The 20,605-nt window shown below is 60.1% G+C and carries 18 protein-coding genes and 1 pseudogene; 7 read left to right on the top strand and 12 right to left on the bottom strand.

Annotation, left to right across the window (positions count from 1 at the left end):
- Window positions 1–48 precede the first annotated feature (48 nt).
- Window positions 49–687: a TetR/AcrR family transcriptional regulator gene (locus ACIOYV_RS30425; protein WP_054616984.1), complete on the top strand. Its 639-nt coding sequence runs from the start codon at window positions 49–51 to the stop codon at window positions 685–687.
- A gap of 175 nt (window positions 688–862) precedes the next feature.
- Here ACIOYV_RS30425 and ACIOYV_RS30420 read toward each other — a convergent pair whose 3' ends face one another.
- From ACIOYV_RS30420 to ACIOYV_RS30385, 8 genes are all read right to left on the bottom strand, one after another.
- Window positions 863–1,078: a molybdopterin-binding protein gene (locus tag ACIOYV_RS30420; protein WP_003229256.1), complete on the bottom strand. Its 216-nt coding sequence runs from the start codon at window positions 1,076–1,078 to the stop codon at window positions 863–865.
- Between the two features lie 108 nt (window positions 1,079–1,186).
- Complete coding sequence (gene ssuB / locus ACIOYV_RS30415) at window positions 1,187–1,990, bottom strand: aliphatic sulfonates ABC transporter ATP-binding protein (protein ID WP_054044578.1); 804 nt, start codon at window positions 1,988–1,990, stop codon at window positions 1,187–1,189.
- Window positions 1,987–2,769, bottom strand: coding sequence for an aliphatic sulfonate ABC transporter permease SsuC (ssuC, locus tag ACIOYV_RS30410; protein ID WP_054044580.1), 783 nt, complete (start codon window positions 2,767–2,769; stop codon window positions 1,987–1,989). Before ssuC ends, ssuB begins: the two co-directional genes overlap by 4 nt.
- 9 nt (window positions 2,770–2,778) lie before the next feature.
- Window positions 2,779–3,927 carry an FMNH2-dependent alkanesulfonate monooxygenase gene (gene ssuD / locus ACIOYV_RS30405; RefSeq protein ID WP_054044581.1) on the bottom strand — a complete coding sequence of 383 codons (1,149 nt, stop codon included), beginning with the start codon at window positions 3,925–3,927 and terminating at the stop codon, window positions 2,779–2,781.
- Window positions 3,928–3,952: 25 nt separating this feature from the next.
- The gene (locus ACIOYV_RS30400; RefSeq protein WP_054044583.1) at window positions 3,953–4,918 is read right to left on the bottom strand and encodes a sulfonate ABC transporter substrate-binding protein; all 966 of its coding nucleotides are present in this window, start codon (window positions 4,916–4,918) and stop codon (window positions 3,953–3,955) included.
- Window positions 4,919–5,019: 101 nt separating this feature from the next.
- Complete coding sequence (gene ssuE / locus ACIOYV_RS30395) at window positions 5,020–5,613, bottom strand: NADPH-dependent FMN reductase (protein WP_054044585.1); 594 nt, start codon at window positions 5,611–5,613, stop codon at window positions 5,020–5,022.
- A gap of 320 nt (window positions 5,614–5,933) precedes the next feature.
- Entirely contained in the window at window positions 5,934–6,572 is a 639-nt protein-coding gene (locus tag ACIOYV_RS30390; protein WP_054044587.1) for a peroxiredoxin, read from the bottom strand.
- 298 nt (window positions 6,573–6,870) lie between these two features.
- Window positions 6,871–8,214, bottom strand: a complete 1,344-nt coding sequence (locus tag ACIOYV_RS30385; RefSeq protein ID WP_163910790.1) for an OprD family porin — start codon at window positions 8,212–8,214, stop codon at window positions 6,871–6,873.
- Between the two features lie 367 nt (window positions 8,215–8,581).
- Here ACIOYV_RS30385 and tauA point away from each other — a divergent pair, with 367 nt between their 5' ends.
- Window positions 8,582–9,568, top strand: coding sequence for a taurine ABC transporter substrate-binding protein (tauA, locus tag ACIOYV_RS30380; RefSeq protein ID WP_401329782.1), 987 nt, complete (start codon window positions 8,582–8,584; stop codon window positions 9,566–9,568).
- A 229-nt stretch (window positions 9,569–9,797) separates the two neighbouring features.
- On the opposite strand, the gene argA is transcribed toward tauA, so the two are convergent.
- A complete protein-coding gene (gene argA / locus ACIOYV_RS30375; RefSeq protein WP_054044593.1) occupies window positions 9,798–11,096 on the bottom strand; it encodes an amino-acid N-acetyltransferase in 1,299 nt (432 codons plus the stop codon).
- Window positions 11,097–11,329: 233 nt separating this feature from the next.
- Window positions 11,330–12,490: an acetylornithine deacetylase gene (gene argE / locus ACIOYV_RS30370; RefSeq protein ID WP_401329778.1), complete on the bottom strand. Its 1,161-nt coding sequence runs from the start codon at window positions 12,488–12,490 to the stop codon at window positions 11,330–11,332.
- Window positions 12,491–12,646: 156 nt separating this feature from the next.
- Between argE and ACIOYV_RS30365 the strand changes: the two genes are divergently transcribed.
- Window positions 12,647–14,014 carry an inorganic triphosphatase gene (locus ACIOYV_RS30365; RefSeq protein WP_163910785.1) on the top strand — a complete coding sequence of 456 codons (1,368 nt, stop codon included), beginning with the start codon at window positions 12,647–12,649 and terminating at the stop codon, window positions 14,012–14,014.
- Window positions 14,015–14,171: 157 nt separating this feature from the next.
- On the opposite strand, the gene ACIOYV_RS30360 is transcribed toward ACIOYV_RS30365, so the two are convergent.
- Window positions 14,172–14,642 carry an Lrp/AsnC family transcriptional regulator gene (locus ACIOYV_RS30360; protein ID WP_163910783.1) on the bottom strand — a complete coding sequence of 157 codons (471 nt, stop codon included), beginning with the start codon at window positions 14,640–14,642 and terminating at the stop codon, window positions 14,172–14,174.
- Between the two features lie 126 nt (window positions 14,643–14,768).
- Here ACIOYV_RS30360 and ACIOYV_RS30355 point away from each other — a divergent pair, with 126 nt between their 5' ends.
- From ACIOYV_RS30355 to ACIOYV_RS30340, 4 genes and pseudogenes are all read left to right on the top strand, one after another.
- Entirely contained in the window at window positions 14,769–15,107 is a 339-nt protein-coding gene (locus ACIOYV_RS30355; RefSeq protein WP_290023296.1) for a hypothetical protein, read from the top strand.
- Window positions 15,108–15,221: 114 nt separating this feature from the next.
- Window positions 15,222–17,006, top strand: coding sequence for a GspE/PulE family protein (locus ACIOYV_RS30350; RefSeq protein WP_054044602.1), 1,785 nt, complete (start codon window positions 15,222–15,224; stop codon window positions 17,004–17,006).
- A gap of 21 nt (window positions 17,007–17,027) precedes the next feature.
- A pseudogene (locus ACIOYV_RS30345) lies at window positions 17,028–17,194 on the top strand (NfeD family protein); the annotation flags it as partial.
- Between the two features lie 66 nt (window positions 17,195–17,260).
- Entirely contained in the window at window positions 17,261–17,581 is a 321-nt protein-coding gene (locus ACIOYV_RS30340) for a DUF2388 domain-containing protein (RefSeq protein WP_169843014.1), read from the top strand.
- Window positions 17,582–17,656: 75 nt separating this feature from the next.
- Here the strand turns inward: ACIOYV_RS30340 and gcvP are convergent, their stop codons facing one another.
- Entirely contained in the window at window positions 17,657–20,530 is a 2,874-nt protein-coding gene (gene gcvP / locus ACIOYV_RS30335) for an aminomethyl-transferring glycine dehydrogenase (protein ID WP_401329773.1), read from the bottom strand.
- Window positions 20,531–20,605 lie beyond the last annotated feature (75 nt).

Genomic DNA, 20,605 nt, shown 5'->3' with positions numbered 1-20,605 from the left:
ACATCAAACCCTGCTCGTACAATGCCCCCTGCCCCGCAGGAGACTCAAATGACGCGCCCCGCCCCTATCCGCAAACCCCGCGCACGCAGTCAGGCGCGGATCGATTCGATCCTCGATGCCGCCCGTACGCTGCTGGCCGCCGAGGGCGTGGCCAGCCTGTCGATCTACAGCGTCGCCGAGCGCGCGGAAATCCCGCCGTCCTCGGTCTACCACTTCTTCGCCAGCGTCCCGGCCCTGCTCGAAGGGCTGACGGCGGACGTCCACGCCGCGTTCCGCGCCTGCCTGCAAGAACCCATCGATCACGACGCGCTCCGCGACTGGCGCGACCTGTCGCGGCTGGTCGAGCAACGCATGCTCGATATCTATGACGAAGACGCCGCCGCCCGCCAGTTGATCCTCGCGCAACACGGACTGACCGAAGTGACCCAGGCCGACCGTCAACACGACCTCGAACTGGGCGACCTGATGCACACGTTGTTCGACCATCACTTCGAACTGCCAAGGCTGCCGATGGACGTTGATGTGTTTGCACTGGCCATGGAATTGGGCGACCGCGTCTATGCGCGCTCGGTGCAGCAGCACGGGCAGATCACGCCGCGCATGGCAGAGGAAGGAATGCGGGTGTTTGATGCGTATCTGGGACTTTATCTACCGCCCTACCTGCCCAAGCGCGCACTTTCGGCCTGATTACTTCACTGGCTTCAATGACCTCTTCGCGAGCAGGCTCGCTCCCACAGGGGAACGCATTCCAAATGTGGGAGCGAGCCTGCTCGCGAAGGCCGCACCGCTGAACTCACCGACTCACGCGCATTAAAAACCCCGAAGGGCTCACACCCTCCGGGGTTGTTCGTCATGCACGCCCTTACAACTTGGCGATCGACACCTCGGTGGATTTCACGAAGGCGATCACTTCGCTGCCGACCACCAGTTCCAGCTCTTTCACCGAACGGGTGGTGATCACTGAAGTCACGATGCCGGATGCGGTCTGAACGTCGATTTCCGACAGCACGTCACCCAGCACGATTTCCTTGATCGAGCCTTTGAACTGGTTACGAACGTTGATGGCTTTGATAGTCATACGATTTCTCCTGGAGGTCGAAATGAGCCGCAAGCTCCAAGCTACAAGCCGCAAGTAAAAGCGCTCTGCTTCCTCTTGCCGCTTGAAGCTTACAACTTGCCGCTGCTTCTATTGAGCCCAACGCAGTTGCGTAGGCAATGGTGAAACGGGTTCCGGTTCCGGCGGTTGGCCGGGCAGTGACAGCACGCGATTGAGGACTTCAGTTTCCAGCGCCGCCAGCCGATGGGAGCCGCGAACCCGAGGGCGCGGCAGTTCCACTTGCAGGTCGAGGCCGACTTCGCCGTCTTCGATCAGGATCACCCGATCGGCAATCGCCACCGCTTCGCTGACGTCGTGGGTCACCAGCAACACGGTGAAGCCGTGCTTTTGCCAGAGCCGTTCGATCAGTTGCTGCATTTCAATTCGGGTCAGGGCATCCAGGGCGCCCAGGGGTTCGTCCAGCAGCAGCAAGCGCGGTTGGTGGATCAGCGCGCGGGCCAGGGCCACACGTTGCTTCTGCCCACCGGACAGCGCGGCTGGCCACTCATTGGCGCGATCTGCCAGGCCCACCGACTCCAGCGCTTCCAGGGCTTGTGGCCGCCAGTTACCCTTGAGACCGAGGCCGACGTTGTCGATGACCTTTTTCCACGGCAGCAGACGCGCTTCCTGGAACATCAATCGCGTGTCTTCCCGGGCATCGCTCAGCGGCGCTGAACCGGCGAGCAATTCACCACCCGTGGGTTTGTCGAGACCGGCGAGCAAGCGCAGCAAGGTACTTTTGCCGCAGCCGCTACGGCCGACCACAGCAACAAACTGGCCGGCCGGAATGTGCAGGTCGATCTCGCGCAGCACTTGCCGCGTACCGAAAGTCTTTTGCAGCTTGCGCACCGCCAGCGGAATTCCGCGCAGCAGGCGTGGAGGTTGAGCGGTCATGCGGCACCTCCCTTGGCAACTTGATAAGCCGGATGCCAGCGCAGCCATACCCGTTCAAGTCCACGGGCCGCGAGGTCGGCCAGTTTGCCGAGCACCGCGTACAACAGAATCGCCAGCACCACCACGTCGGTCTGCAAGAACTCCCGGGCATTCATCGCCAGGTAGCCGATGCCGGAGCTGGCGGAAATGGTTTCGGCCACGATCAGCGTCAGCCACATAAAGCCCAGGGCGAAGCGCACACCGACCAGAATCGAAGGCAACGCACCTGGCAGGATCACTTGGCGAAACAGGCTGAAACCGGACAAGCCATAACTGCGCGCCATCTCCACCAGTGCCGGATCGACGTTGCGGATGCCGTGATAAGTATTCAGGTAGATCGGGAACAATGTGCCCAGCGCCACCAGGAAAATCTTCGCCGACTCATCGATGCCGAACCACAGGATCACCAGTGGGATCAGCGCCAGGTGCGGCACGTTACGGATCATTTGCACCGAACTGTCGAGCAGGCGTTCGCCCCATTTCGACAGGCCGGTGATGAAACCCAGTACCAGACCGATACCGCCGCCGATGGAGAAACCCAGCGCCGCACGCCAGCCGCTGATGGCCAGGTGAGTCCAGATTTCGCCGCTGCGTACCAGGCTCACGCCGGCCTCGATCACCGCAATCGGTGCCGGCAGAATCCGTGTCGACAACCAGCCCGCCGACACCGACAACTGCCACACCGCCAGCAACAACACCGGCAACGCCCAAGGCGCGAGGTTGTGGATAATTCTTTTCATGGCGGCGCCTCAGCTCTGGGACGCGGCTTTGGGAAGAATGTCGTTGGCCACCATCTCGCCGAACGGACTGACGAAGTTCGCGCCTTGAGGCTGTTCCGGACGCTGCACATCAATGTGCGGGAACAGCAATTCGGCGACGCGATACGCCTCTTCCAGGTGTGGATAACCGGAGAAGATAAACGTGTCGATGCCCAAGTCCGCGTATTCCTTCATGCGCGCGGCCACGGTCGGGCCGTCGCCTACCAGCGCCGTACCGGCACCGCCACGCACCAGGCCGACACCGGCCCACAGGTTAGGGCTGACTTCCAGATTGTCGCGACTGCCGCCGTGCAGCGCGGCCATGCGTTGCTGGCCGACCGAGTCGAAACGCGACAGCGAAGCCTGGGCCCGGGCGATGGTTTCATCGTCCACGTGGGAGATCAGTCGATCCGCCGCTGCCCATGCTTCCTCGTTGGTTTCACGCACGATCACATGCAAGCGAATGCCGAAGCGCACGGTACGACCGAGCTTCGCGGCTTTGGCGCGTACTTGTGCAATTTTCTCGGCGACGGCGGCCGGTGGTTCGCCCCAGGTCAGGACCATTTCCACCTGTTCGGCGGCCAAATCTTGAGCGGCCTCCGACGAGCCACCGAAGTACAACGGCGGACGCGGTTGCTGGATCGGCGGATAGAGCAACTTCGCGCCTTTCACGCTGATGTGCTGGCCGTCGTAATCGACGGTTTCGCCTTCCAGCACGCGGCGCCAGATGCGGGTGAATTCCACCGAGGCTTGATAACGCTCTTCGTGGCTGAGGAACAAACCGTCGCCGGCCAATTCATCCGGATCACCGCCGGTTACCAGGTTGAACAACGCACGACCGCCGGACAAACGATCCAGGGTCGCCGCCTGCCGCGCCGCGACCGTCGGGGAAATGATCCCGGGGCGCAGGGCAACGAGGAATTTCAGACGCTGGGTTACCGGGATCAGCGACGCGGCCACCAGCCACGAGTCTTCGCAGGAGCGGCCGGTGGGGATCAACACCCCGCCGAAACCCAGGCGATCCGCTGCCTGGGCAATCTGTTGCAGGTAACCGTGGTCAACGGCGCGAGCGCCTTCGGCGGTGCCAAGGTAATGGCCGTCGCCGTGGGTAGGCAGGAACCAGAAAATATTGAGGCTCATGGAGTGGTCTCCTTGGGGATTCGAATTACTGCGCTTTGGCAACGGCCGCCGGTGGCGTCCAGATCACGTCTTTGATGCTGAGCGGCTTCGGAATCAGCTTGAGCTGGTAGAAGCTGTCGGCGATTTTCTGTTGCGCGGCGACCACTTCAGGCGTGAGGAACAGCGCACCGTAACCCTGGCGTTTTACCGAGGTCAGGGTGATGTCCGCTGGCAAGCCGAGCAGTGGCGAAACCTGCTTGGTCACGTCTTCAGGGTTGGCCTTGGACCATTCGCCGACTGCACGCACTTCTTCGACGAGGGTCTTGATCACCTCGGGATTTTTCTGCGCGTAAGGCTTGGTCGCCAGGTAGAACTGATGGTTGTCGACGATGCCTTGGCCATCACGCAGGGTGCGCGCTTGCAGTTGTTGTTCGGCGGCAGCCTGGTACGGGTCCCAGATTACCCAGGCATCGACACTGCCACGCTCGAATGCGGCGCGGGCATCGGCGGGCGGCAGGAATACGGTCTGGATGTCGGTGTATTTGAGGCCCGCATCTTCCAGTGCACGCACCAACAGATAGTGCACGTTGGAGCCTTTGTTCAGGACGACTTTCTTGCCCTTGAGGTCCGCGACGGATTTGATCGTCGAGTCCTTCGGCACCAGGATCGCTTCGCTGTGCGGCGCTGGTGGTTCGTAAGCGACGTAAAGCAGATCGGCGCCGGCGGCCTGAGCGAAGACCGGCGGAGTCTCGCCGGTGACGCCGAAGTCGATCGAGCCGACGTTCAGGCCTTCGAGCAGCTGTGGGCCGCCGGGGAATTCAGTCCATTGCACGTCCACGCCTTGGGCGGCGAGGCGTTTTTCCAACGTGCCTTTGGCCTTGAGCAGCACCAGGGTGCCGTACTTTTGGTAGCCGATGCGCAAAGTCTCGGCTTGTGCTTGAGAAATAACGCCGAAGGACACAGCCGCCACAAACAGAGCGACCAGACCACGACGCAAAATGACAGTGCGCATAGCGCTCTCCTATTTGCTGTTGGGTTTTGGCTGCACCTGCTTGGCCGTTGGCGGCTGAGTAAGGTGAGTACTTCAAATTCAGATGTGGTTTGAGTGCTGGCTTAAATGCTCCAGCGCGCACTCAACAAACGTTCGTTCAACAGGTGCGGATCGATCGGCTTGGGCCGTCGCGCCATGGCGCTGAAAAACAGTTCCAGCGATTCATTCAGTCGTTGTTCCAGCTCCGGCGCCAATTGCGCCTGGGCACTGCCTTCGCCGTAAGCGATCTGGCTGTCCACGGCGAAGATCCCGTGGAGCATTTCCTGGGCCTTGAGTGCCGACAGCACCGGTTTGAGTGCGTAATCCACCGCCAGCATGTGGGCGATGCTGCCGCCGGTGGCCATGGGCAATACAACTTTGTGGGCCAGGGCGCGCTCGGGCAGCAAGTCCAGTACGGTTTTCAACGCACCGGAGAACGATGCCTTGTAGACCGGCGTGGCAATCAGCAGGCCATCGGCGTTTTCAATCTGTTGCAACAGGTCGATCACCTTCGGGCTGTCAAAACGTGCGTGCAGCAAGTCTTCGGCCGGGAAGTCCCGTACCTGGTAACTCACCACTTCCACTCCTTGTTCTTGCAACCAGCGTTGAGAACGCTCCAGCAGCACCCCGGAACGAGAGCGTTGGCTGGGGCTGCCACCGAGTGAGACGACCAGCATTCAGGTGATTCCTTGAGCGTTATGGGCGATTCGCAGTGCGCGATCTCGCTTCGATGGAGTGACCTTAACAGGTGATTTATATATCCATAAATCATATTTATTCATTTGGTTATTCTTTGTAGGTCTATACGGAATACCTTATTCCGGGCAAAAAAATAGGCCGTCGTAACGGCCTGAAATTCCCCTGCTTTGTGGATGCGTTTCACCGCCCTTGTAGGAGCGAGGCTTGCCCGCGAAGGCGTTGTCATGGCCAACATTGGCGTCAGACGTGATGGCCTCTTCGCGGGCAAGCCTCGCTCCTACAGGGGCGGTATTTCAAATTAGCGGTTCGGCTGTGGGGTCAGGCGCAGGTAAGGCTTCACCGCGCGATAACCCTTCGGAAAGCGTTTCTTGATTTCGTCTTCGTCCTTGAGCGACGGCACGATCACCACTTCATCACCGTCCTGCCAGTTGGCCGGGGTGGCCACTTTGTAGTTGTCGGTGAGCTGCAGCGAGTCGATCACCCGCAGGATTTCATGGAAGTTGCGACCGGTGCTCGCCGGGTAGGTGATGGTCAGCCGAACCTTCTTGTTCGGGTCGATCACGAACAGCGAGCGCACGGTCAGCGTGTCGTTGGCGTTCGGGTGAATCAGGTCGTAGAGGTCCGAGACCTTGCGATCGGCATCGGCCAGGATCGGGAAGTTGACGAGGGTGTTCTGGGTTTCGTTGATGTCCTCGATCCACTTGTGGTGCGAGTCCACCGGGTCAACCGACAGGGCGATGGCTTTGACGCCACGGTTGGAAAATTCATCCTTGAGCTTGGCGGTGAAGCCCAGTTCGGTGGTGCACACCGGAGTGAAGTCCGCCGGGTGGGAAAACAGCACGCCCCAGCTATCGCCGAGCCATTCGTGGAAACGGATGGTGCCGGCGCTGGAATCCTGTTCGAAATCGGGGGCGATATCGCCAAGTCTGAGGCTCATGGTGCTGCTCCTGGTGAGTGCTTGTTGAGCTCAACTGTGCCTGCATTCCGATTGAATTAAAAAGAATAAATATCGATTTATTTAGATCATAAGTGAATATTAAAGATCTGTTCACTGGACCTGCCCGGCCATCGCGACGAACATCGCCCACAAGGTTCGAGAAGGCCTTGAGTAGCTGCAAAAGAGGGGCAATTTCAGGGCGGGATTACGGGGGTGACTCCGCCTTGAAAACGCAAAAGCCCCGCCCGGCGAGGTGCCGGGCGGGGCTTTATTTACGCAGGCTTACTGGAGCGCGCTATTACAACAGCGGGATCGAGTAGCTGACGATCAGACGGTTTTCGTCCTGCGAACGTGTGTTCGGCAGGTCGGTGCGCCATGTAGCGTTTTTCCACATGAAGCCAACGTTTTTCAGCGGACCTTCTGGTACGACGTAAGCCAGGGTGAAGTCACGCTCCCACTCGGAACGATTCGAAGCGCTCTCACGACCATTGGTGCCCACGGTGTCAATGCTGTCACCTTTGAGGTAAACGGCACCCGCGGTCAGGCCTGGTACACCGACTTTGGCGAAGTCATACGAGTAGCGTGCTTGCCAGGTTTTCTCGCCGGCACGACCAAACTTCTGGATCTGCATGTCGGTGATGGTGTAGTTGGACGAACCGTCACCCTGGTTCAGCCAAGGGAAGTCGCTGCTACCGTTGCTGACCTGGTAACCGCCACCGAAGGTGTGACCCGCAACGGAGTACAGGAACAGGCCGCTGTACAGGTTGTTGGAGACTTCACCACGGCCGTTACGGAAACCGGTGTAGTTACCGGAACTGTAATAGGCCGAATCAGTGCCGTTTTTACCGTCATCAGAGCTGTTGAAGTAGCGCAGGTCGGACTTCAATACGCCCGGGCCGATTGCCCAGTTGTGAACCAGACCCAGGAAGTGTTGCTTGTAGAAGTCTTCCAGGTTGCCGTAGTAGTACTGGGCAGTCAGGTCTTTGGTGATTTTGTAGTCACCACCGGCGTAGATGAACTTGTTGCTGTCACGGAACGCAGTGCCACGAGTGTTGGCGCCGCCGATGCTCAGCTGTTCATTGTTGCTGGAGTTACGACCTTTCACGGCTTCAATCTGGCCACCGACCAGAGTCAGGTCCTTGATGTCGCCGGAAGTGATCTGGCCACCCTGCCAGGTTTGTGGCAGCAGACGACCATCGTTGGTCACGATAACCGGGTTCTTAGGCTGCAAGGTACCCAGCTTCAGCTCGGTCTGGGAGATCTTGGCTTTAGCCGTCAGGCCCAGGCTGGAGAAGTCATCAACCGCTTCGCCGTTGGACTTGCTCGGGAACACAGTGCCGCCGTAGGAAGTAGCCGTGGCGCCGTTGGTGCCGCCGCCCGAATCCAGCTTCACGCCCAGCAGGCCGATCGCATCGATACCGAAACCGACGGTGCCTTGGGTGTAACCGGAGATGAAACGCAGATCGAAGCCTTGGCCCCATTCTTCGTTTTTGTTCGGACCGGTGCCGTCACGGTTATCAGTGTTGATGTAGTAGTTACGCAGACCCAAGGTAGCCTTGCTGTCTTCGATGAACCCCGCGGCGCCTGCCTGCTGCGCCAAAACCCCTACGGCCACAGCCAGGGCCAAGGTGGACTTATTCATGTTTCGCTCCTCTCTTTTCTAATTCTTGTGTTCCTGGTCCCGGGTCGAATGCCCTGGCTCCTAAGATGCGCGATTAGCGCCAGACCGTGACTGACAAGTCAATCGTAACCTTGTGTGTCTACGACCAAGGTCTAATCACCGTGATTTGGTCCCTGCAGGGTAATGAATTCCTCATAAACCCAAAAAGAATTATTTCATTCTTTTTCATACCGCAATGGAATATAGCCCAGCACCGCAAAACCGTACCGAGACATCCGGTATCGGCTAATAAACTAATTACTAAATGGTATTTGTTAGCCTTTTTTTAGATCGATTAGCTTTGACGCATCTTACATACGTCAATCCCTATCGAAAAGGCGACGCCATCATGGCCAAACGCGCACTATCCAGTCAAATTGTTACAGTTTGTGTATCGGTTTTATTTTCTTTTGGTGCTCAGGCGGCCAACCTCACGGTGGGCTATCAGACCGGTATTGACCCAAGCAAAGTGCCCCAGGCCGATGGCGTCTACGAGAAAACCATTGGCCAGAAAATCGACTGGCGCCGCTTCAACAGCGGCCCGGAAGTCGTCACCGCCATTGCCTCCGGCGACGTGCAGATTGGCAACCTCGGGTCCAGTCCTCTCGCCGCAGCCGCTTCGCGCAACCTGCCGATCGTGGCTTTCATCGTGTCTGCCCAGATCAACGCCGCCGAAGCCTTGGTCGTGCGTAACGGCAGCGGCATCGACAAACCGGAAGATCTGATCGGCAAGACCATCGCCACGCCCTTCGTTTCGACCTCCCATTACAGCCTGCTTGGCGCGCTGAAGCACTGGGGCCTGGATGCCTCGAAAGTCAAAGTGGTGAACCTGCAACCAGCCGAAATCGCTGCCGCCTGGAAGCGCGGCGACATAGACGGAGCGTTTGTCTGGTCGCCGGCCCTGGGTGAAATTCGCAAGACTGGCAAGACCTTGACCGATGCCGCACAGGTTGGCCAATGGGGCGCGCCGACCTTTGAAGTCTGGGTTGCCCGCAAGGATTACGCCGAGAAGCATCCAGAGGTGGTGGCCAAATTCGCCAAGGTCACTCTGGACTCCTTCGCCGACTACGCCGCCCATAAAGACAGCTGGACCGCCGACTCGGTGCCTGTACAGAAAATCGCCAAACTGACCGGTGCCAACGCCGTCGATGTACCAGAGTTACTGGCCGGCTCGACCTTCCCGGACGCCAAGGCCCAACAGACCACCGCACTGCTCGACGGCGGCACGGCTAAAGCCATCGGCGAGACGGCGAAGTTCTTGAAGGAGCAAGGCAAGGTAGAAACGGTGCTGCCGGATTACTCGCCGTATGTGAGCGCGAAGTTCGTGCAGGACTAATGATCGTTCCCACGCTCTGCGTGGGAATGCAGCCCGGAACGCTCCGCGTTCCATCCGAATCCGAACGCGGAGCGTCCGTAGAGGCATTCCCACGCAGAGCGTGGGAACGATCATCACCACCTGTAGGAGCGAGGCTTGCCCGCGAAGGCGTCTTCATGGTCAACATTTATGTCAGCCATGATGGCCTCTTCGCGGGCAAGCCTCGCTCCTACAGGGGGGGGCGGGGTTATCAGAGGGTTTTTTCGAAGATCTTCGAATTACGCTGATAGTTGTACAGCGACGCCCGCGCCGACGGCAGGCGCTCGACGCTGCTTGGCTCGAATCCACGCTCGCGGAACCAGTGCGCCGTCCGGGTCGTCAGCACGAACAAGGTCTTCAGCCCCTGGGCACGGGCACGGGTTTCAATGCGCTCAAGCAATTCATCGCCGCGACCGCCATGGCGATATTCCGGGTTCACTGCCAGACAGGCCAACTCCCCGGCATCCGAATCGGCAATCTGATACAGCGCCGCGCAGGCGATGATCATGCCTTCACGTTCGACCACGCTGAACTGCTCGATCTCGCGCTCCAGCACTTCCCGGGAACGGCGTACCAGAATCCCCTGCTCTTCCAGCGGGCTGATCAAATCCAGCAAACCGCCGACGTCTTCAATCGCCGCTTCACGCACCAGTTCGAATTGTTCCTGGGCCACCAGCGTACCGCCACCATCGCGGGTGAACAGTTCGGTCAGCAGCGCGCCGTCTTCGGCGTAGCTGACGATGTGGCTACGCGCCACGCCGCCACGACAGGCCTCAGCCGCCGCATCCAGCAGTTCGCCCTGATAGTTGCTGCCCAGGCGTTGCAGATGTGCCGGCACTTGTTGCGGACGCAACTCGCGGACCAGACGACCGTTTTCATCGATCAAGCCCAGGTCGGCGCCGAACAGCAGCAATTTGTCCGCGCCCAGGTCGATGGCCGCGCGGGTGGCGACGTCTTCGCAGGCGAGGTTGAAAATCTCACCGGTCGGCGAGTAGCCCAGCGGCGACAGCAGCACAATGGAGCGCTCGTCCAGCAGGCGATTGATGCCCTTGCGGTCGACCCGGCGCACTTCGCCGGTGTGGTGATAGTCGACGCCTTCAAGCACGCCAATCGGCCGCGCCGTCACCAGGTTGCCGCTGGCCACCCGCAGACGCGAGCCCTGCATCGGCGACGAGGCCATGTCCATGGACAACCGCGCTTCGATGGCGATGCGCAGGTGGCCGACCGCGTCGATCACACACTCCAGGGTCGCAGCATCGGTGATGCGCATGCCGTGGTGGTAATGCGGGATCAGGCCGCGCGCAGCGAGGCGGGTTTCAATTTGCGGACGGGAACCGTGAACCAGCACCAGTCGCACACCCAGGCTGTGCAGCAGCACCAGGTCGTGGACGATATTGCCGAAGTTCGGATGCTCCACACCGTCGCCGGGCAGCATGACCACGAACGTGCAGTCGCGGTGGGCATTGATATAAGGAGAAGCGTGACGAAGCCAATTAACGTATTCGGGCATGAACCTGGGCCTGTAATAAATAGCAGCCAAAAAATGGGTGAACCATAAAACGCACAACGGGCTGGTGGTTATCGTCGGAACAGGCTTGGCGACACGCGAGCTCTCCTCATGAATACGGGTTGGGACACTGGCAATTTACAGGTTTCTGTAGGAGCTGAGCTTGCTCGCGATAGCGGTGTAACAGCCAACAGTGATGTTGAATGTAATGCCGCCATCGCGAGCAAGCTCAGCTCCTACAGGTGTGTTTGGGCCGGCGTCAGGCAGTAATGTTCAATCAATTGACGTAATAGATGCACGGTAGGCTGCAAACGTGACATTTCGAGGTATTCCCCCGGTTGGTGAGCGCAGGCGATATCGCCCGGGCCGAGCACCAGTGTTTCGCAGCCAAGGCGCTGAAGATAAGGCGCTTCTGTGCCGAACGCCACTGCTTCGGCGCGATGACCGGTGAGCTTTTCCGCGACCCGGACCAATTCGGCGTCCTCGGCCTGCTCGAACGGTGGCACTTCAGGGAACAGCGGCGCGTAATCGATCTTCACCTGATGCCGTTCGGCAACCGGTTTGAGCCTCGCCAGAATTTCCGCACGCAGGACTTTCGGGTCCATCCCCGGCAGCGGTCGCAGGTCGAATTCCAGCGAACACTGGCCGCAGATGCGATTGGGATTATCGCCGCCATGAATGCAGCCAAAATTCATCGTCGGGGTCGGCACGCCGAATTGCGGATTGCGGAATTCGCGCTGCCACAACAGACGCAAACCGCGCAGTTCGCCGATGGCATCGTGCATCGCTTCGAGGGCGCTGTGGCCCAGGCGCGGGTCTGAGGAATGGCCGCTCTGACCAAGGATGTCGATGCGCTCCATCATGATGCCTTTGTGCATGCGGATCGGCTTGAGCCCGGTTGGCTCACCGATCACCGCCGCCCGGCCCAGCGGACGTCCGGCTTCGGCCAAGGCGCGAGCCCCGGACATCGAGCTTTCTTCATCGCAAGTGGCGAGGATCAGCAACGGTTGCTTGAACGGCTGGTCGAGCAACGGGATGACCGCTTCGATGGCCAGGGCGAAAAACCCCTTCATGTCGCAACTGCCGAGACCGACCCAGCGGCCGTCAACTTCGGTCAGCTTCAAGGGATCGGTCTGCCACAACGCACCATCGAACGGCACGGTGTCGCTGTGCCCGGCCAGCACCAGGCCGCCAGGGCCGGAACCGAAACTGGCGAGCAGGTTGAATTTGCCGGGGCTGACCTGCTGGATATCGCAGGCAAAACCCAGATCACCGAGCCAGGTTGCCAGCAGATCGATCACCGGCCGGTTGGTCTGATCCAGGCTCGGCTGGGTACAGCTGACGGACGGCGCAGCGATCAGCGCAGCGAACTGATCTTTCATGGACGGCAAAGGCATCGCTGACTCCAACTCCCGAATTGAGGTCCATCATAGAACCATCCGGCGACAGGAATAAACCGCCGCGGCACGTAGGAACGTTCACTCCTGTACACTGCACGACCTTGGCAGCCACACATTCCCCCGGCTGCGCTCCCGATCCTGGATTTTCCGGCCATGCAGAAAGAAACCGAAATCAAACTCCGCGTCAGCCGCGAAACCCTCGCCGCCCTGCGCGAGCACCCGCTCCTGAAAAAACGCAACAAAAGTGGCTGGGAACGCCGTGAGTTGATGAACCAATACTTCGACACGCCTGAGCGCGACCTGGCCCGCGCCAAGGTTGCCCTGCGCCTGCGCCGCGATGGCGAGGAAGTGATCCAGACCCTCAAGACCCGCGGCCAGAGCGTTGCCGGTCTGTCCGAGCGTAACGAATACGACTGGAACCTGCCCAAAGCCAAGCTCGACGTGAAGAAACTCGACGGCGAATGCTGGCCTGAAGAGCTGGCCGAGCTGGACAAGAAAACCCTGAAAGCCATCTTCACCACCGATTTCGTGCGCGAGCGCGCGGAAATCGCTTGGGGCCGTGGCAAGACCAAAGTGGTCATCGAAGCCGCGCTGGACTTCGGCCACGTCGTGGTCGGCAAGCAGAAAGAAGAAATCTGCGAGCTGGAACTGGAACTGCGCGAAGGCGAACCCGCCGCGCTGCTGGAACTGGCCGCCGAATTGGCCGCGACCCTGCCCCTGATGCCATGTGACATCAGCAAGGCCGAGCGCGGTTATCGCTTGTACGACGCCAACAGCTACTCGTTGAGCCTGCCGGCGCCGCAGATCACCGCCGAGATGCCGCTGGACGACGCTTTCGCCGCGCTGAGCTGGCACTTGCTGGGCAGCAGCCAGCGTCTGGCTGAACAGTATCGCTTCAATGGTCACTGGCGTTTGCTGCAGGACTGGGTCGAAAACCTCGGTGAACTGCGCGCGCTGCTGAGCAGCCTCGGCCAAGCCGCACCGCGTCAGTCGACTCACGACCTGCGCATTGCGCTGGATGCTTTGCTGGAAGACTGGCGCCCGCTGGTACAAGCCGGTCTGGACGATGAAGACGTGCGCAAAGCCGCGCCGGAACAGTTCCTCGAAGAACTGGAAGACCCGCGTTGGGGCTTGTTCTCGCTGAACACGTCGCGCTGGTTGCTGGCGCGCACTTGGGCTGCCGATCGCAACGTGCGTGGCAATCGCCAGGGCGCTGCACAATTGGCCAACTGGTTGCCGCGCCTGCTGGGCGAAGAAGCCACGTCCCTGCAATTGCAGCGTTATCAGCAACAGCCGGAAGACTTGGCCGAGCAACTGCCGCGCATCGAACGCATCCAGGCCTGGATGCACCACGCCCGTGGCGTGCTGGACATCCCGGAAATGGATCGCCTGTACGGTGAACTGAATAAACTGGCGCAACTGGCCAACGAGCCGATCACCGACGAAGCCCTGGATGCGCGTAAGCAGCAGGCGATCGCCGTGTATCAGAATCGTGCCTGGAAAATGTTGCTGCGCATGTAATGCCCTGTGGCGAGGGGGCTTGCCCCCGTTCGGCTGCGAAGCAGTCGTAAATCAGCCAACGCGTTATATCTGACTCAACGCGTTGGCTGGTTTTGGGAGTCCTTCGGACTCCAACGGGGGCAAGCCCCCTCGCCACAAAAGCCCTCTGTCACAATGATCAGCGCATCACCGGCAAACTCGTCGTGGACTTGATCTCCGACAACGCCACAATCGAATTCACCTCCTGAATCCCCGGCACCATCGACAGCTTCTCGAAGAAAAACCGCTCATAAGCCTCGATGTCCGCCGTCACAATCCGCAGCAAAAAATCCACCGACCCCATCAGCACATAACACTCCAGCACCTCGGGAAAGCCGCGAATCGCCTCGGTGAACTCAGTGAAGTTCGAACGCCCGTGGGCGTTGAGTTTGATCTCGGCAAAAATCTGCGTGTTGAGACCGATTTTCTTGCGATCGAGCAACGTCACCTGCCCGCGAATGATCCCCTCCTCCTTCATCCGCTGAATCCGCCGCCAGCACGGCGACTGCGACAGCCCGACCTGTTCGGCGATCTGCGCGCTGGAAAGCGAAGCGTCCTCTTGCAGCAACGCGAGAATCTTGCGGTCGTAGCCATCCAGCTCGGCGTGCATAGAAAAACCCTTGAATGATCACTTGTTGAATCAAACGATTCGATAAATCGCCAATACGCTCGATCATAGCCAAGAAATGCCCGGCACCGAATGTAAAAATTCCTCCAGTGATTTTGGAGACTGAGCATGCCGCATTTAGAAGCCGTGAATACCCCAGCAACCCGCGCCGATGTGTGGAACGTCAGCAACGCCCATTGTCGCGTGCAATACCAACTGCTGGCCGAGGCCGAACCGGATTTACTGTGCCGCGCACTCAACCTGTTTGCCTTGCAGTTCCTGACTCCGGAGCAGGTCAACGTGCAGCGCATGGACGATCTGCTGTCGATCGACATCGTGATCGACGGCCTGAGCTGGCACCGCGCCGAAGTGATCGCGGAAAAACTTCGTAACCTGATCAGCGTCTGCTCGGTGAACCTGCAAAGCGCTGATGCGGCGTGGGACGGGCAGGCTCAAGCGGCCGGCTGAAGGAACTGGAAACGGCTTCGTCGGGTAGTGGCCCAACGGTCAGCGGCTCCGCGACTATCCTTTGCACACTGCGGTCTAGATCGCTGTTTGCAGGATTGTTCAAAAGGAACCCGCATGTCCGTTCAACTTGCCACACAGGACCGCTGGCTGGATCTCAATGATTTACTGCGAGAGCTGGTCGCCCAAGGCTTTATCAACCAGGATTCCGCCGAACTCGCGCTCAACGCCCGACGCCGGCACGCCGCCAATGGCCAGTTGCACCCATTGGAGTTTATTGCCAGTCAGCACCTCGACGACCTCAGCCGCCCCGGCAAACACCTGGACCTGGAAAGCCTGACCCTGTGGCTGTCGCAGCAGGCCGGCCAGCCTTATTTGCGCATCGATCCGCTGAAGATCAACGTCGCGGCCATCACGCCGTTGATGTCCTACGCCTTCGCCCAGCGCCACAAGATTCTCGCCGTCTCCATCGACCGCGACGCCGTGACCGTGGCCAGCGCCCAGCCTTACGTCACGGGTTGGGAAGCCGATCTGACCCACGTATTGAAGCTGCCGATCAAGCGCGTTGTGGCCAACCCGGCGGACATCCAGCGCTTCAGCGTGGAGTTTTTTCGCCTGGCCAAATCGGTCACCGGCGCGACCAATGCCGATCAACAGACCAGCACCCTGGGCAACTTCGAACAACTGCTCAACCTCGGTGCCAGCGACCAGGAGCCGGACGCCAACGACGCGCACATCGTCAACATCGTCGACTGGCTGTTCCAGTACGCATTCCAGCAGCGGGCCAGTGATATCCACATCGAACCGCGCCGCGAGCAAGGCACCGTGCGGTTTCGCATCGACGGCGTGTTGCACAACGTCTATCAATTCCCGCCCCAGGTGACCATGGCCATCGTCAGTCGCCTGAAAAGCCTGGGCCGGATGAACGTCGCGGAAAAACGCAAACCCCAGGACGGCCGGGTCAAGACCAAGACCCCGGATGGCGGCGAAGTCGAACTGCGGCTGTCGACCTTGCCCACCGCGTTTGGCGAAAAAATGGTCATGCGGATCTTCGACCCCGAAGTATTGCTCAAGGACTTCGATCAACTGGGTTTCTCCGCCGATGACCTGCGCCGCTGGCAAGACATGACCCGCCAGCCCAACGGCATCATCCTGGTCACCGGGCCGACCGGTTCGGGCAAGACCACCACGCTCTATACCACCCTGAAAAAACTGGCGACGCCGGAGGTCAACCTCTGCACCATCGAGGACCCGATCGAAATGGTCGAGCCGGCCTTCAATCAGATGCAGGTCCAGCACAACATCGACCTGACCTTCGCCGCCGGGGTGCGCGCGTTGATGCGGCAAGACCCGGACATCATCATGATCGGCGAGATCCGCGACCTCGAAACCGCCGAAATGGCGATCCAGGCCGCGCTCACCGGTCACTTGGTACTTTCGACCCTGCACACCAACGATGCGCCGAGCGCCATCAGCCGTTTGCTGGAACTCGGCGTGCCGCATTACCTGATCAAAGCCACGGTGCTCGGGGTCATGGCCCAGCGTCTGGTCCGCACCTTGTGCCCGCACTGCAAGGCTCCGTTGACCTTGGGCGAAGAGGACTGGCAAACCCTGACCCGACCCTGGCAAGCACCGCTCCCCAACAATGCCCACCGCGCCATCGGCTGCCTGGAATGCCGCGACACCGGCTACCGCGGCCGCGCCGGGGTCTACGAAATCATGCAACTGACCGACAGCGTCAAGGCGCTGATCACCCCGGATACGGACCTACTGGCGATTCGGCGCCAGGCGTTCAAGGAAGGCATGCGCAGCTTGCGACTCTCCGGCGCGCAGAAAGTAGCGGCGGGGCTGACAACGATTGAGGAGGTGTTGCGGGTGACGCCGCAGAGCGAGCAGAAGTAGATAATTGGCTCAGAGCTTGTACTGATCGGCAAAACCTTTGTGGTGCATGAGCGATTGTCGATGGTCGCGGCAAGATCAAAGTCGCCGATGGTGTGTGGATGGCTCGCGGGCCAGACACCGCGCTGGGTAGCCGCGTTCGCGTGGTCAGTCAGCAAGGCGCAATTCTGCTGGTGGAATCGGCTGACTGAGCGGTCACGGAACTCGATTGGGTAAATGACGATCCAACCCCGTAGTTAACCCCCAGTGGAGTCTCCATCATGCGTCTCAAACTTGCTGTCGCTACCCTTGCCTTGCTGTCCCTGCCCGTTGGTTCAGCGATGGCCGACAGCTTTTGGCGTAACGTCATTTCATCCGGTGCAACCACCGGTTCGACCTACCTGACGTTTAAGGATCACAAACTGATCGTCGCGGCGCAGGATGATGCCGGCAGCTTCGTCGCCAGTGACGGCGGCATCCGCGGTCCTTACCTGGAAGCCGCGATGCAGAAAGTCCGCGCCGACAACCCGGGCCTGCAAGCCACGGACATGGAACTGGCGAATGCGATCCTGGCGAAGAATGCCGTCGCTTCGGAATAAGCTTTTTGCTGAACAAAAATGCCGCTCATATGAGCGGCATTTTTTTTGCCTGCATAAATCTGTAGGACGGGGTTGTCAGCGGTAATCATCCACCGGCACACACGCGCAAAACAGGTTGCGGTCGCCGTAGACGTTATCCACGCGGTTCACCGCCGGCCAATATTTATGCGCCTTGGTGTGCGCATCCGGCGTCACCGCTTGCTCGATGCTGTACGGCCGCTCCCACACCCCGGTGATGTCGGCCAGGGTGTGCGGCGCGCGTTTCAGCGGGTTGTCCTCGGGGTCCCAGTTACCGTTTTGCACTTCGGTGATTTCCGCGCGAATACTCAGCATCGCCCCAATAAAACGGTCCAGCTCAGCCTTGGTTTCGCTCTCGGTCGGTTCGACCATCAACGTCCCCGGCACCGGGAACGACATGGTCGGCGCATGGAAACCGTAATCCATCAGGCGCTTGGCCACGTCCTCTTCGCTGATGCCAGTCAGCACTTTGAGCGGCCGCAGATCGAGGATGCATTCGTGGGCCACCCGCTCGTTACGCCCGGTATAGAGCACCGGAAAGGCGCCGGACAAATGCTGCGCGAGGTAATTCGCCGCCAGAATCGCCACCTCGCTGGCGTCCGCCAGTTGCGGCCCCATCATGGCGATGTACATCCAGCTGATCGGCAAAATGCTCGCACTGCCCCAGGGCGCGGCACTGACAGCGCCGTTCTGCGGTTGCGGGCCATCGATCGGCACCACGGGATGATTGGCCACGAATGGCGCCAGATGCGCACGCACGCCAATCGGCCCCATGCCCGGCCCGCCACCGCCGTGGGGAATGCAGAAAGTTTTGTGCAGGTTCATGTGCGACACGTCGGCGCCGATGTCCGCCGGCCGCGCCAAACCCACCTGAGCATTCAGGTTGGCGCCATCCATGTACACTTGGCCGCCATGGCTGTGGATAACTTCACAGATTTCGCTGATACCTTCCTCGTACACACCGTGGGTCGAAGGATAAGTCGCCATCAGGCAGGCGAGTTTGTCCCCCGCCGCCGAAGCTTTGTCCTTCAAGTCCTCCAGATCGACGTTGCCCGCCTCGTCACACTCAACGATCACCACGCGCATCCCGGCCATTTGCGCCGACGCCGGGTTGGTGCCGTGGGCCGAGGAAGGAATCAGACAAATATCCCGCGCACCTTCGTGGCGGCTCTCGTGATATTTGCGGATCGCCAACAGCCCGGCGTATTCGCCCTGGGCGCCGGAGTTCGGCTGCATGCAGATCGCATCAAAACCGGTAATCGCGCAGAGCCAGCGCTCCAGCTCTTCAATCATCAACGCGTAACCCACGGCCTGCTCTTTCGGCACGAACGGATGCAGGTTGGCGAATTGTGGCCAGGTGATCGGGATCATCTCGCTGGTGGCATTGAGTTTCATGGTGCAGGAGCCCAGCGGGATCATCGACTGGTTCAGCGCCAGGTCCTTGTTCTCCAGTTGTTTGAGGTAACGCAGCATCTCGGTTTCGCTGTGATGGGCGCTGAATACCGGGTGACGCAGGTAAGGCGTGGTGCGCAGCAAGCCGTCTGGTATGCCGGAAACCAGGGTTTCGGCGTCGAGTTCGTCGACGTTCATCCCATGATCGGCACCGAGGAACACATCGAACAATTTCGCCACGGTGGTTTCGTCGCAGGTTTCATCCAGGCTCAAGCCCAGTTGCCCACGCCCGAGAATGCGTAAATTGATCTGCGCGGCCTGGGCGCTTTCGATGATCGCGGTTTGCGCGCCGCCGACTTCAAGGGTCAGGGTGTCGAAGAACTGCTTGTTGAGACGCGTAATGCCGTGGCGTTCGAGGCCGGCGGCGAGGATGCAGGTCAGCCGATGCACGCGCTGGGCAATCCGTTTCAGCCCTTCCGGGCCGTGGTACACCGCGTAGAAACTGGCGATATTGGCCAGCAACACTTGGGCGGTGCAGATGTTCGAGTTGGCCTTCTCCCGGCGGATATGTTGCTCGCGGGTTTGCAGGGCCATGCGCAGGGCGACGTTGCCGCGCGCATCTTTCGACACGCCGATGATCCGCCCCGGAATCGCCCGTTTGTACTCATCGCGGCTGGCAAAAAAAGCCGCGTGAGGTCCACCGTAACCCATGGGCACACCGAAACGCTGGGATGAACCGAACACCACGTCAGCACCCAATTCCCCCGGTGGCGTCAGTAACAACAGGCTCAACAGATCAGTCGCGACGCAGGCCAGCGCTTGCTGCGAATGCAGGTGATCGATCAATGGCCGCAGATCGCGAATCTCGCCGTGGGTGTCGGGGTACTGCAGCAACGCGCCGAACACCTGGTGCTGTTTCAAGTTATCCACAGTGTCGATGATCAGCTCGAAACCGAAGCCGTCGGCCCGGGTCTGGACCACAGAAATGGTCTGCGGATGGCAATTCTCATCGACGAAAAACAGATTGCTCTTGGACTTGGCGACTCGCTTGGCCAGGGCCATGGCTTCCGCTGCGGCCGTGGCTTCATCCAGCAACGAGGCATTGGCCAGTTCAAGGCCCGTGAGGTCGATGGTCAGTTGCTGGAAGTTGAGCAGCGCTTCGAGCCGGCCCTGGGCAATCTCCGGCTGATAAGGCGTGTACGCGGTGTACCAACCGGGATTTTCCAGCACGTTGCGCAGGATGACGGTTGGCGTGAGGGTGCCGTGGTAGCCCATGCCGATCAGGCTGGTCCAGACCTGGTTCTGTTCGGCATAGCCGCGCAGCTTGGCCAGTGCAGCTTCTTCGTCGAGGGCTGGCGGAAGGTCCAGTTCGCGATTGAGGCGAATACCTGGCGGCACGGTCTGTTCGATCAGCTCGACCCGACTGCCAAGGCCAAGGCTGTCGAGCATCGCCTGCTGTTCGGCGGCATCGGGGCCCAAGTGGCGGCGCAGGAAGGCATTCGGATCGCGTAACTGGCTCAGGGACGGCAACTGGGACATGACGGGCTCTCTCTTGACTGGCGCTCAACGTCGATGCAACACGGTCAAACCAGCATAGCAGCCGATACCCGAGCG

The sequence above is a fragment of the Pseudomonas sp. NPDC087342 genome (assembly GCF_044744265.1).
GTDB classification, from domain to species: domain Bacteria; phylum Pseudomonadota; class Gammaproteobacteria; order Pseudomonadales; family Pseudomonadaceae; genus Aquipseudomonas; species Aquipseudomonas nunensis.
Note: the sequence above shows the minus strand (reverse complement) of the source record. Positions and strands in the feature narration are given on the sequence as shown.